We start from the raw sequence: 12,754 nt of genomic DNA, 5'->3' as shown, positions 1-12,754 counted from the left end.
CCATGGGTGATTCGTACGCGGCAGGCAGCGAACTGGTCCTTCAGACAAAGGTATCCGAGAGCACGGTGCTGCGCAGAGCCGTTGCCGCGCTGGGCCAGTTCGCCGGCGAAGGCTTCGAGCCAAAAGGTGCCCGCAGTACGCGCTTCCTCAACGGGGAGGGAGAGGCTATGACGGTCGCCCTCACGCATCCCGCTCACCCCGCGCTCAACTCATGGGTTCATGTCAGTCTCGGCGACTTCGAGCCGGATGGCGTCGGCACCGTCTTCATGACGATCCACCTGGACGAGCCGGGGGACGTTCTCCAGCGGGAATGGGAGATGGCTGTTTCCCTGACAGCACATCTCGTGGCGGGCCTCAGTCCGATCATGGCGCATCTGACGGCATGGCACCTCGACGGACACGGGCAGATCTACCCTTCCACCCGCCTTCGGCCCGGCTCCAACCTGCCGGAGGAGTTCGGACCGTGGACCTATGTCTCCGGTGAAGGGCTCACCGAACAGGTTCGCGTTCGGCTGTCGGCCCTGCCTGGGTACGCGTCCCAGACGCTCGGGGATGGGTGGCTGGTGAGGGCCGTCGAAAATCCTGGCGCCGAGCCGACCGAACAGTTCCGGGACGCGCTGAAGGAACTGGACACCGAACCGATCATTTACCGAGCGGCTCGCCTCGCCGCCGCTTGATCAGTTGGCGGGTCGGGTGCCGCTCCTTCCCCCTGCCATCGAGCTCCGGGTCGTGGCCGGTATGGCACCGACTCTCTTCTATTAGAGACTGTATTAGAATGCATACATGAGCGACGACGTCACCTACAGGCCCGGTGAAGGCCCCACCGCCAACGTCTCCGTCAGCCTGCACTCCGGCAACATCGCCGCCGTCCGCGCGCGCGTCGGGAAGCGCGGGTTCTCCGCCTACGTCGACGCCGCCGTGCAGCGCCAGATCGAGCGCGACAACCTCGCCGAGCTGACCGCCGCCCACGAAGCTGAGCACGGTGAGTTCAGCCAGGCAGAGATCGACGCCGCCCGCGCCCTGCTGCGCGGAGACGCCGACGGCGGCGTGGGGAGCGCGGCTTGATGAACCGGCCGGGCACCCTCGTCCTGGACAGCGAAGGGCTGTCGAAGGTGGTCGCCGACGACCGCCGGGTCATGGCTCTGGTACGCGGGGCCGAGCAGGAGGACATGCGGGTCGTGACCAGCATCCTCACCCTCATCGAGGCACACCACGCGCGGGTGAACTCAGCCCGCTTCAACTGGGCCGTGTCCCGGCTGAACGTGGAGCCGGTCACCGAGGAGATCGGGCGTACGGCGATGGCGCTGCTCGTCGACGCGGGCCTTCACGGGCACAAGTACGCCATCGACTCCGTGGTCGCCGCCACCGCGCTCCACGCTCCCAAGCCGGCCGTGGTCCTGACCTCCGATCCCGAGGACCTGACCATGCTCTGCGGCGACCGCGTGCGCATCGTCAAGGTCTGACCCCAGCCCTCAACCACCCACTCCCGCCCTCAGGTCACCAGCCCCAGATACGGCCCGAACTCCGAAGCCAACGTCAGCCGCCCCAGCTTCTGGTACTCCCGCTGGATCGCGTGGATCACCGTCTCCATCGTCACCGCGCCCCCCGCCTCCGCCGCCAGGTACGCCGAAGTCACCGCGATCGAGCGGATGTTGCCGCCCGCCAGCTCGAAGTTCTCGGCGCAGAAGGGCAGGTCCAGGTCCGTGCCGCGCGGGAGGGTCGGGCCCAGGCAGCGGTCCCACAGGAGCAGGCGCTGCTCGGGGTCCGGGACCGGGAAGTCGATGACCAGGTCCAGGCGGCGGGTGAAGGCGTCGTCCAGGTTGGCGCGGAGGTTGGTGGCGAGGATGGCCAGGCCGTCGAAGGACTCCATGCGTTGCAGGAGGTACGCGCTCTCCACGTTGGCGTAGCGGTCGTGCGCGTCCTTCACGTCCGAGCGTTTGCCGAAGATCGCGTCCGCCTCGTCGAAGAGGAGCACGCCGTTCACGCCCGCAGCCTCCGTGAAGATCCGCTCCAGGTTCTTCTCCGTCTCGCCCACGTACTTGTCGATCACCGTCGCCAGGTCGACCGTGTACAGGTCCAGCCCCAGATCGGCGGCGATCACCTCCGCCGACATCGTCTTGCCCGTGCCGGAGTCGCCCGCGAACAGCGCCGACACCCCCCGGCCCCGGCCCCCGCCCGGCCGCATCCCCCACTCCCCCAGCACCCGGTCGCGGTGCCGGGCGCGGGCCGTGAGTTCGCGGAGCTGGGTGTGGGTGTCGGGCGGGAGGACCAGGTCGTCCCAGGTCACCGTGGGTTCGATGCGGCGGGCCAGGCGGTCCAGGCCCGCCGCGTTCTGGGCGCGGGCCCCCCGCCGTACGTGGTCCGCGGTGAGCTCGCCGCCCGCCAGACGGGCCGCCTGGGCGGCGGAACGGGCGGCTCCGGTGATCTGTTCCGGGGTGAGGAGGAACGGGGCCAGCAGCTGGTCCGGGGCGATGGCGGGCGGGAGCGGCTTGTCCTCCCGGAGCCGGTACGCGTCCCGCCACAGCGCCCCCCGCGCCGACGGCTCCACCCGGGGCGCGTGCAGCAGCAGGGGCGGGGCGACCGACCAGGACGCGTCCCAGGGCGCCCGCCCCACCAGGACCGTCGGGACCGGGGTCGCCGTGAGGAGCCTGAGCAGCCCCGGGCGCTCCCGGGACACCGCGTCCAGCGGCGCGCAGACCAGGCCCGCCCCGGTCAGGCGCGCCTCCCGGACCAGGGCGTTCACCGCCTCGGCGGGCGACGGGTCCTCCGCCAGCCGGGCCAGGTCCAGGCCCAGGACGCCCCGGCCCGCCCGCGTCAGCGCCGACGCGGCCAGCGCCGTGCCCGCGCCGCCCTGGTCCTCGCTCAGGTAGGCCAGCCGGACGCCGTCGGCGAGGACCCCGGCCAGCGGGGCCGGGTCACCCACCCCGGGCACGGCCTGCCACGGGGCCAGCAGGTCCGCCAGCCTCGGGTCCGGGGTGTCGTCGCCCAGCAGATGCGCGGCCACCCGGTCCGGCACCCGCAGCGCACGGCTCAGGAACGGGCGGTTCAGGTCCTCCGCCAGGAGCAGCCCGCCGGCCCGCAGCGGCGCCCCCGCGGCCAGCCGGGCACGGGCCGCCGGGTCGGAGAGGGCCGCGCCGGACAGGCCCAGGGCCAGTCCGACGGACGGGCGGCGACGGGACACGTCGTCGTTCAGGTAGCCGTAGAACGCCTCGAAGCGGTCGTCCAGATCCGGTACGAGCGCGATGAGCAGGATCTCCGTATCGAGCGCGGTGAGGCCGAACTCCCGGGCAAGGCGGGCCAGTCGGGAATCGTTCTCCGCCTCGGCGGCCCCCTCCCCGGTCGGCGAACCCTCGGCCGAGGGTTCGTCCAGCTCCGGAAAGGCCCTGGCCCGCTCCCCATCCAGCAGCCGCACGATGCTGTCGTCCGTGAGGTACAGCCCCCGGAAGTCGTCGTCCGGGTCCGGATCGGTGCTCCGTCTCAGCTCCACCGCGTGCCGGATGCGCCGCTCCACGGCCGCCGCCCGGGCGAGCAGGTCGCGGAGGTCCGGGCCGCCGGCGCCCCCCGCCGTCATACGTCCCCTTGCTCAGGCGGCGTACCCCGTCTTTCCGAGCGCGCACCCCGCCGCTCGGTGATCCGTAACGACACCGCCCGTCCGTGCGCCCCGCCCGAGGGTGCGGAGGAAGGCTCCCGGGCCGGCCGCCCGGGACGCGACCCGTACACCGGCAGACCCGGCCGGCCCGGCTGCGCCTCCGTCCCGCCGGCGCCCGCGCCCTCCCCGAGCACCGGCGCGGGTACGTCCCCGAACTCGGCCCGCAGCCCCTCGTCGCCCACCGGCGGGCCCGCCTCGTAGACCGGCGAGGCCGTCACCGGAACGCTGATCACCAGATCCAGCGAGGGCTTCAGCTCGCCCCCGAGCGCACTCCACACATCGGCGAACGACCGGTCCTCCGGCGGCGGCAGCGCGATCGACATCGGGACGGCGGCCCCGACCTCGGCCAGCGAGCCCGCCAGCCGCTCCGGCGGCAGCGCCTCGTACCGCAGCAGGCACGCCAGCAGCGAGGAGAGCAGCCGGTGTTCGTCCTCCGGGCGCTTCGTCCACGCCGTGATCAGGTACGACAGCTTGAAGAAGCGTGGCGGGCGGCGCCGCGCGACGATCGCCCCGCGCTCGTCGTACTCGTTGTGCAGGCCGCGCTCCCGCCGCCGCATGTCCTCGCGGATGTCGTAGAGGTAGAGGTTGACCATCGGGGCGTTGACCTTGGCCGCCCACTCCCGGGTCGGGGCGTCGAAGACCACCGCGATCTGGCGGCCCTCCAGCACCTCCGCCCGGATCAGGGCCCGCAGGACGTCGTCCACCTCATGGATCATCCGCTGACCGCCTCCGACGCGAAGAGTGAACTCATGAGCGACCCGCGAAGTCCGGTGGTTGCAGGTTGTGCTGCACGACCAGGACCGGTTTCCGCAGGCGCGGCAGGTCGCGGGCCTCCACCCGCAGGAAGCGCGGGCCCAGCGTGTCCTTGCGCAGGACCAGCACCTGCACCTCGAAGGTGCCTTCCCGACCGACCCGTACGCCGGACCGGTCCGCGGTGATGCCGATGTTCCACGTGAAACGTACGGTCTCGCCCGGCGGGTAGTCCTTGCCCCGGGCCAGTACCGGCTGCCCCGGTTTCGCCACCTGTGGGGTGACCGTCAGCGAGGGCTTGAGGACCCTCAACCGGTCCACGTCCCGGTTGTTCGCCGTCCGCCCGTCGGGCAGGGTGCCGCGCACGGTGGCCCGTACGTCACCGGTGACCGCCGCCCGGTACGTCGCCCTCTGCGTCACCTCGACCCGGCCCCCGGCGGGGACCGTGCAGGGCCTCGCCGCCGTACACCGGCTCAGGCCGGGCACGCTCCGGTCCTTCGACGCGTCCGTCCTCGGCCAGGCCGTCCCGAGGACGACGCCGGTCGCCGTGTCCGGGCCCGCGTTCGTGATCGTGAACCGGGCTGTCGCGGGCCGCCCCACGTACGTACGGTCCGGGCTGACATCGGCGCGTACCGCGAGGTCGGAGGCCGGCGGCGGGGGAGGCGGCGGCGGAGCGGGCGGGTCCGGCGGGACGACGGGTTCCAGCACCTCGAACCGTGCCGTGTCCGCCCCCGTGTTGCCCGCCGAGTCCGTGGCCGAACAGGTGACCGTCGTCGTTCCGACCGGGAAGAGCGACCCGGACGGCGGGGTGCAGGTCACGGGCAGCGCCCCGTCCTGCGGGTCCGTCGCCGTGGCCGTGTAGTCGATGCGGGTGCCGTCGTCGTCGGGCGCCCTGGCCGTACGGTCGTCCACGGTGACGACGGGCACGTCGACGTCGTTCACGGCGATGCTGATCTGCTGCTGGAACTCCGGATCGGGCACCGCCGCCGGCCCGACCGTGTCCGTCCCCGGGATCTGGGTGCCGAGCAGGAACTGCACGGTGCAGGTCAGCGTCGTGCCCTGCGGGGCGTCCTCCGACACATCGACGGTCTCCACGAAGTGCGCGGTCTCGCCGCTGGTGAGCTGCCGGGTGGGCGGGTCGAGGACGACGGTCAGGTGCGGGTCGCAGGCGTCGAGGCGGTAGCCGACGGAGGTGGGGAGGTTGTCGAAGCCCTCGATGATGGCATCGGCGACCCGGTCCCCGTCGATGCTTTCGAGCAGCCGGCCGCCGGTGGCCTCGATGATGCGAGTGGCCTGGCCCGGCGTGGTGGGCGGGTCCTCGACGTAGTTCGGGTCCCCGGCGTCACCGTTGCCGTTGAGGCCGTCGCCGATCGTGGTCGCCACATCGACACCGATCACCCGGACCCCCTTGTCCTGGAGGGCGAAGATCGTGTCGTCGATGGTGTGGCCGTTGCTGGGCGCGTGGCTGGAGGCGTCGCCGACGAGCACCACGACCGGGCTCGCGCCGTCGCGGAACACCGTCGAGCCGCCCGCACCGTCGGCTATCTGCCACAGCCCGTTGATCCAGTCCTCCGAGGGGCCGCGACTGCCGTTGCCGAGATCGGTTTTCAGCCCGTCGACACCGGTCTGCACCTTCGTCAGATCGTCCGTCAACTCCGTGAGCACCCGGAACCCCGCCCCGGGGTCGACCTCCTGGTCTCCGAACGTGGCCACCGCGAACCGTGATGCGGGCTGCCCGGCCAGGATCTTGCCGGTGATGTCGGGCAGGTTCTTCCGGACGCTGGCGATCGCGTCGGCCATGCTCGCCGTACCGTCCACCAGCAGGACCACGTCCGGCCGGGGCGGGATCGCGGGGGTCCGCACCCGCTTGTCCGTGCCCGTCGAACCGCCCGGGTCGAGCCTCTCCTCCAGCGTCGCCGGAGTGACCCACGGCTCCGGCGGCACGGGCACGGCGGACGCCACACCGCTCACGCCCGAGGCGGGGGCGAGACCGGCGGCCAGCAGCAGGAGTACGAGCCCGGCCGCTCGCCTTCGCGGCCCCGTTGTTCCTGGCTGAAACCACCGCACAGCGTTCCCCTCCCCGCGCCCTGCCCGGATACCCGGAGCCACCGTCGCGTGCCGGCCGTCCGCGTACGGAGAGAGACGAGTCACTTCCACGGGAAGACCGAAGTGCCCGAAGGTGCAGCAGGGTTCGCTACGCGGCCCGCAGACCGCTCGGCGTTCGCGAAGCGGCCCGCAAGCCGCCCCGCCCCTCCCCGCCCCGCCCCGCCCCTCAGATGAGGCCCTGGCGCATCGCGTACGCCACCGCGTGGGAGCGGTTACGCAGTTGCAGACGGGTCATCACCGAGTGCAGCACGTTCTTGATCGTGCGCTCGGAGTACGCCAGCTTCGTCGCGATGTCCGCGGTGTCGTACCCCTCGGCGACCAGCCGCAGCACGTCCACCTCACGCGCGGCCAGGCCGGTGAAGTGCAGGCCGCGCGGGCCGAGCACCTGACCCTGGAGCCTGCCGACCTCTTCGAGGAGGCGTCCGAGCAGGTCGGAGGGGAGATGCCCCTCGCCCCGGGCCACCGTGCCGATGACCTGAACCAGATGGTCCGGGGTCGATTCGGACCGCCTGACGACCCCCGCGACGCCGCACTCCGCCGCGCTGACCAGCTTCTGTTCGTCGATGTCCGTGGTCACCAGCACCGTGCGGCAGGTGCTGGTGCGCTGGATGTTGCGCAGGACGCGCAGAACCTCGTCGTCCACCGCGTCCACCACCATGACCACGACCTGGGGCGTCGGCTCGCCGTCGTCCCGGTCGACCACGGTGACCTCGGGGCGGGCCCGTAGCTGACTGGCCACTCCCGCCTGGGAGATCGGGTCCTGCGCGCGTAAAACGACAGTGATGCGCTCCATGCGAATGCTCCCCCTGGGCACCAGCCGGAAGCATCACACTGCAGGCACAAGCTCCACAGCTGTACTCGTCCGCCCCATCAGGTGTGAGGCGGTCAGAGGATTCCCGTTCCTACTCGCGAGGAAACTGAAAGGTTGTGTCGGGCATCACATCTGCCCGAAAGTGTTCCTCCGTGACCGGTGCCCGCCCTCCGGCCCGGTCCTACGGTCCGCGTATGAGCCTTACCGCAAGCCTCGACGCGTCGTCCGTCACCGTCGCACCGGGCGAGGAGACGACCCTTCCCCTCCAGATCCTCAACTCCGGCCGGACCGTCGAGGAATACCACTTCGAGGTGGTCGGCACCTGTGCCGCCTGGTCGGCGATGGAGCCCGCGGTCCTCTCCCTGTACCCCGGCGACTCCGGAACCGTCTCCCTGGTCATGCGCCCGCCGCGCGACGCGACGGTCCTCGCGGGCGAGAGCACGTTCGGGATCCGGGTGATGCCGACCGGCGACCGGAGCGACACCGTGGTGCCCGAGGGCCGGGTGACCGTTCTGCCGTTCACCGAGACGACCGCCGAACTGGTCCCGCGCGGCTCGAACGGCTCGCGGAGCGGACGGCACCAGTTCGCCGTGGACAACCGGGGCAACACCCCGGTGACCGTACGGCTCGGGGCCCAGCCCGGTACGGAGCAGGCGCGGGTGGTGTTCGCCGTGTCCGAGCTGCGGATCGAGCCGGGGCACGCGGAGTTCGCGAAGCTGCGGGTCCGGCCGGCGAAGCGGATGTGGCGCGGTACGCCGGTGACGCACGCCTTCCAGGTGTTCGCCGCGCCGCAGCCGCCCGAGGGCGAGGAGGCTCCGGCCCCGGTGCTGGTGGACGGCTCCTACCAGCAGGAACCGATCCTGCCGCGCTGGCTGCCCCGGGCCCTGCTCACCGCCGCTCTGCTGCTCCTCGTCCTGGTGGGGCTCTGGTACGCGCTGCTGCGCCCGGCGGTGAAGTCCGCGGCCCGGGAGGCGGTCACGCCCGAGGCGGTACGGTCGGCCGCCGCGGCCGACAAGAGCAAGGCCCCGGACGAGGGCGAACCGGGCGGTGCGGACTCCGGCGGCGCGGACTCCGGCGGCGGCGACTCCGCCGGCGCGGGCACGGGCGGCGGCTCGGCCACACCCACTCCGTCCCCGGGCCCCTCCGCCACGGGCGGCAGCGGTGGCGGTGACGCGGCGTCGGGCGCCCCGACCAGCGCGCAGGTCCGGGTGCGGGACGCGGTGGGCGGCGGCTCGAACACCGGGACGGCCCTGGAGGTACCGGCCGGCCACACCTTCCAGCTCACCGACATCGTGGTGCAGAACCCGCAGGGCGACGCGGGCACGGTCACCGTCACGGCCGGCGAGGACACCCGCGTCCTGAGCCTCGGGCTGGAGAACTTCCGCGACTCCGACTACCACTTCGTGACCCCGATCCTGGTGCCCGCGGGCAGCAAGGTCACGATGACGATCGACTGCAGGCGGGTCGGCAAGCCGGTGGGCGCCCCGGCCCCCGCGCGGTGCTCGTCCTCGATGTTCCTGGGCGGGACGATGCGCCCGGACACCCCGGCAGGCTGAGCCCGCGCCGGGAACCGCCCCGCCACCCCACCGCGCCACCATCCAACCGTCCGCCTGACCGACCGGCCCATTGGCCGACCGGCCCGCTGGCCGACCGACCGGCCGCAGCGGGCCCCTTCATGCCGGAGGCTTCTCCTCCTCTTCCTCCTCCCCCGGCTTCTTCTCCGCCGCACGCTGCACGAACGACCCCTGTACGTCTGCGGGTTGCTCGTCCTCGTCCTCCGTGGCCGCCCGCTGCACGGCGGAGGTGGAGGGGGCGGTGGCGGCGGTGCCGGCCGCAGGGGCGGACACGGGGGCGGCCGGGGCAGGCGCGGCCTCCGGCGCGGGATCGGACAGCACCCGGTCGGCGTTGGCGACGGCCTCGCGCTCGAACCGGTCCGAGGGGTCGCTGACCCGGATGCCGCCCGGCGCCTCGGTTCCCTCCACCGGGCCGTTGCGCTGCTGGATCACATGGGTCAGCTCATGGGCCAGCGTGGTGCGGCCCTGCGGTGACCCGGGATCGTAGGCGTCACGCTGGAACACCACGTTGTTGCCCACGGTGTACGCGTGCGCCCCGACTCCCTTCGCCGACTCGTGGGCGGCGGAGTCGTGGTGGACGCGCACGTCGGAGAAGTCCGCGCCCATCCGGCTCTCCATGTCCGTACGGGTGTCGGTGTCCAGGGGCGCACCGCCGGAGGAGACCACGTCGTGCACCGGCGACCGCTGCTCCTCGGCCTGCCCCGGCCGCTCGGCCTGCCCGGTCTCGTCGGCCTGCTCGGCCTGTTCGGCGGCGGGTTCCGTGGCCGTACCGGACCGGGCCCGCTGGACCATCGCCCCGATCGCCCCGTTGCCGGCCGTCCGCTGGAGCAGCCCCATCCCGGCCGCCCCGACCACATCGGCCCGGCCCGCCGCCGCGGCCCGGAAGACGTGGTGGGCCCGCTCGCCGGGCGCCTCCACAGGGGTTTCGCCGCGCTGCTCATCGCGCTCGTGGGCCTGTTCCCACCCGCCGTGTCCACCGTGTCCGTGGCGCCCGTGGTGTCCGTGGTGTCCGTCGTGCTCGTGGTGTTCCTGCTCGATGTCGTGCGCGTCCATCCTCATCTCCCCTGACCGCACCGTCCTCGGCATTCCACGATCACGGCGCGGCCCCCGGGCCGTCCAGCCCGCGCCCCGGCCCGGCCGGGGCATCCGGAACTGCCTCATCGGGCAGCGCGGTGGCACGGACAGGCCCGCACACCACGGCCGCCCCCGTGGCCTCCCTACTCCCTTCGGCCGACAGGGGAGAGGCCATCGGCGCAGTCCCGGTCGCCGTCACCCACCGTGCTCGCGATGATCGGCTGCATGACCACGAGCGACAGCGGCAAGGACATCACCCTGCGGATCGCCCAGAATCCGGAGGCCGACGCGCTTCTCGGCCGCAGCCCGCTGGCCGCCCTGGTCGGCATGCTGCTGGACCAGCAGGTTCCGATGGAGTGGGCGTTCACGGGCCCGTACACCCTCGCGGAACGGATGGGCTCCGACGACCTGGACGCGGGGCGGATCGCCGCCTACGACCCGGACGCCTTCACCGAACTGTTCACCACCAAACCCGCCCTGCACCGCTACCCCGGCTCCATGGCCCAGCGGGTGCAGCAGCTGTGCCGGTTCCTGGTGGCGGAGTACGACGGCGACGCGAGCGCGGTGTGGCGGGACGCGACGACCGGTAGCGAGCTGCTGAAACGTCTCAACGCGCTGCCCGGCTTCGGCACCCAGAAGGCCCGGATCTTCTTGGCGCTGCTCGGCAAGCAGTTCGGCGTGCGGCCGAAGGGGTGGCGGGAGGCGGCGGGCCCGTACGGGGAGGCCGGATCGCGCCGGTCGGTCGCCGACATCACGGGCCCGGATTCGCTCGTCGAAGTGCGCGCGTACAAGCAGAAGGCCAAACAGGAGGCGAAGCAGGAGGCGAAGCAGGAGGCGAAGGCAGCGGCCAAGGCAACTGCCAAGGCGGACAATCCGGCGGCCAAGACAGCCGCCAAGGGGGCAATCCGGCGGCCAAGGCGGCGAAGAAGCCGGGCGGCGGGTCATCGTCCGAGAAGTGACGCGGTCAAGCGCCGAATCAGGCCGACACCTCCCTCCCTCCGATCAAATCCGGCCACATCTGTTCACAGACGCCACCCCACTCGCTAGCTTTCGCAGCACATTCGTTCAGCCGTTAAGCCGTCAGCCGTTCAGACCGGAAGGACTCCTGTGCACGCAACACGTCGCAGAGCCATGGCTGTCGTGGCCGCCACCGCCCTGGCCACACCGCTCCTCCTGGCCGCGTCCCCGCACCCCGGACGCCCCGCGCCGCACGACCCCGGCAAGGAAGCGGCCAAGCTGTCGAAGGAGTTGGTGAGGAAGGCGTCCGCACGCGACGCCCACCGCCACCTCCAGCAGTTCCAGGCGATAGCCGACTCGGCCGACGGTCACCGCGCCGCCGGCTCACTGGGCCACGACGCCTCGGCGGCGTACGTCTACCGTCAGCTCCAGCGGGCCGGGTACAAGGTCTCGTACGAGAACTTCCGCTTCACCTACACGGAGACGCTGGCCGAGAAGCTCGCCGTGGTCACGCCGACGCCCCGCGACGTCACGATCAAGGCCATGACGTACACGCCGTCGACCGAGGTGGGCGGCCTGACGGCGGCGCTCGTCGCGGTGCCGGTCGACGCGACGACGGGCTGCGAGGCGGCCGACTACGCGTCCACGACCTTCACCGGCAAGATCGCGCTGATCAAGCGCGGCGGCTGCTCCTTCGCCGAGAAGCAGGCGGCGGCCGCCGACGCGGGCGCTGCCGGGGCGGTCATCTACAACAACGTCGAGGGCGTCCTGTCCGGCACGCTCGGCGAGGTCGCGGCCGGCAGGATCCCGACCGGCGGCCTCACCCAGGCGGAGGGCGAGAAGCTCGCCGCCGATCTCGCGGGCGGCGAAGTCACGGTCTCCTTCGAGATCCGCGAGCTCCAGGAGGACCGCCCCACCCGCAACGTCATCGCCGAGACGCCCGGCGGCAACTCCGCCCGGACGGTGATGCTCGGCGCCCACCTCGACTCGGTGACCGAGGGCCCCGGCATCAACGACAACGGCTCCGGCTCCGCCGGCCTGCTCGATGTCGCCCTGAAGCTGGCGAAGTCGAAGAGCAACCCCACCAACAAGGTGCGGTTCGCCTGGTGGTCGGCCGAGGAGAACGGTCTGATCGGCTCGGAGAAGTACGTCGCGGCGCTCTCCGAGAAGCAGCGCGAACAGATCGCGCTCTACCTGAACTTCGACATGATCGCCTCGCCCAACGGTGTGCAGTTCGTCTTCGACGGCGACAACTCCGACCAGGTCGGCGAGGGCCCGGGCCCGGAGGGCTCGGCCCAACTGGAGCGCGACATCAACGAGTTCCTCGACGGCAAGGGCAAGCCGCACGAGGGCACCGACTTCACCGGCCGCTCGGACTACGGGCCGTTCATCGAGGTCGGCATCCCGTCCGGCGGTACGGACACCGGGGCGGAGGGCATCAAGACGGCGGCCCAGGCCGAGGTCTTCGGCGGCGAGGCGGGGATCGCGTACGACCCCTGCTACCACGCGGCCTGCGACGACCTGGACAACATCGACATGGGTCACTTCGACACCAACATCGACGTGATCGCCAACGCCGTCGGGACGTACGCCCACGACCTGCGCTCCCTGACGCGCCCGGTCACCCCCGACACCGGCACGGGCACGCCCGGCAGCGGCGGCAGCGGCGGCGGCCTGCGCGAGGGTCACGGCCGGGTCGCGGAGTAGGAGCGGCAGCCCGGAACGGGCCCGCGGGCGGCGGACCCCCGCAAGCACGGTGAACCCGACAGTGGGCCCGGTCCGGAATCCGTACGGATTCCGGACCGGGCCCACTCCGGCGGCCCCTGCCCCGTA

At 72.3% G+C, this 12,754-nt stretch carries 10 protein-coding genes and 1 pseudogene; 6 read left to right on the top strand and 5 right to left on the bottom strand.

The window, feature by feature from the left end:
* Positions 1 to 2: 2 nt before the first annotated feature.
* The 3 genes from PSQ21_RS17975 (at position 3) to PSQ21_RS17965 (ending at position 1,463) form a co-directional block, all read left to right on the top strand.
* Positions 3 to 677, top strand: a complete 675-nt coding sequence (locus tag PSQ21_RS17975) for a hypothetical protein (RefSeq protein WP_274031553.1) — start codon at positions 3 to 5, stop codon at positions 675 to 677.
* Positions 678 to 783: 106 nt separating this feature from the next.
* Positions 784 to 1,065: a hypothetical protein gene (locus PSQ21_RS17970; protein ID WP_274031552.1), complete on the top strand. Its 282-nt coding sequence runs from the start codon at positions 784 to 786 to the stop codon at positions 1,063 to 1,065.
* On the top strand, positions 1,065 to 1,463 hold the full coding sequence (locus PSQ21_RS17965; protein WP_097935685.1) for a DNA-binding protein: 399 nt from the start codon (positions 1,065 to 1,067) through the stop codon (positions 1,461 to 1,463). Before PSQ21_RS17970 ends, PSQ21_RS17965 begins: the two co-directional genes overlap by 1 nt.
* Positions 1,464 to 1,492: 29 nt before the next feature.
* Here PSQ21_RS17965 and PSQ21_RS17960 read toward each other — a convergent pair whose 3' ends face one another.
* The 4 genes from PSQ21_RS17960 to PSQ21_RS17945 all read right to left on the bottom strand — a co-directional run bounded on the left by PSQ21_RS17960 (position 1,493) and on the right by PSQ21_RS17945 (position 7,298).
* Positions 1,493 to 3,571: an AAA family ATPase gene (locus tag PSQ21_RS17960; RefSeq protein ID WP_274031551.1), complete on the bottom strand. Its 2,079-nt coding sequence runs from the start codon at positions 3,569 to 3,571 to the stop codon at positions 1,493 to 1,495.
* Positions 3,568 to 4,365 carry a DUF4255 domain-containing protein gene (locus tag PSQ21_RS17955; protein ID WP_274031549.1) on the bottom strand — a complete coding sequence of 266 codons (798 nt, stop codon included), beginning with the start codon at positions 4,363 to 4,365 and terminating at the stop codon, positions 3,568 to 3,570. The genes PSQ21_RS17960 and PSQ21_RS17955 overlap by 4 nt, the downstream gene beginning before the upstream one ends.
* Positions 4,366 to 4,396: 31 nt before the next feature.
* Positions 4,397 to 6,466: a VWA domain-containing protein gene (locus PSQ21_RS17950; protein WP_443334394.1), complete on the bottom strand. Its 2,070-nt coding sequence runs from the start codon at positions 6,464 to 6,466 to the stop codon at positions 4,397 to 4,399.
* Positions 6,467 to 6,671: 205 nt separating this feature from the next.
* The gene (locus PSQ21_RS17945) at positions 6,672 to 7,298 is read right to left on the bottom strand and encodes a response regulator transcription factor (protein WP_274031547.1); all 627 of its coding nucleotides are present in this window, start codon (positions 7,296 to 7,298) and stop codon (positions 6,672 to 6,674) included.
* Positions 7,299 to 7,510: 212 nt separating this feature from the next.
* On the opposite strand from PSQ21_RS17945, the gene PSQ21_RS17940 reads away from it, so the two are divergent.
* Positions 7,511 to 8,872: a COG1470 family protein gene (locus PSQ21_RS17940; RefSeq protein ID WP_274031546.1), complete on the top strand. Its 1,362-nt coding sequence runs from the start codon at positions 7,511 to 7,513 to the stop codon at positions 8,870 to 8,872.
* Positions 8,873 to 8,989: 117 nt separating this feature from the next.
* On the opposite strand, the gene PSQ21_RS17935 is transcribed toward PSQ21_RS17940, so the two are convergent.
* Positions 8,990 to 9,943: an eCIS core domain-containing protein gene (locus tag PSQ21_RS17935; RefSeq protein WP_274031545.1), complete on the bottom strand. Its 954-nt coding sequence runs from the start codon at positions 9,941 to 9,943 to the stop codon at positions 8,990 to 8,992.
* A gap of 246 nt (positions 9,944 to 10,189) precedes the next feature.
* On the opposite strand from PSQ21_RS17935, the pseudogene PSQ21_RS17930 reads away from it, so the two are divergent.
* Both PSQ21_RS17930 and PSQ21_RS17925 read left to right on the top strand, forming a co-directional pair.
* Positions 10,190 to 10,816, top strand: a pseudogene (locus tag PSQ21_RS17930) (HhH-GPD-type base excision DNA repair protein); the annotation flags it as partial.
* 279 nt (positions 10,817 to 11,095) lie between these two features.
* Positions 11,096 to 12,628, top strand: a complete 1,533-nt coding sequence (locus tag PSQ21_RS17925) for a M28 family metallopeptidase (RefSeq protein WP_274035815.1) — start codon at positions 11,096 to 11,098, stop codon at positions 12,626 to 12,628.
* Positions 12,629 to 12,754: the final 126 nt, after the last annotated feature.

The sequence above is a fragment of the Streptomyces sp. MMBL 11-1 genome (genome assembly GCF_028622875.1).
In the GTDB taxonomy this organism is placed as follows: Bacteria; Actinomycetota; Actinomycetes; order Streptomycetales; family Streptomycetaceae; genus Streptomyces.
The sequence above is the reverse complement of the archived record's forward strand: the minus strand, read 5'-3'. Positions and strand labels throughout refer to the sequence as shown.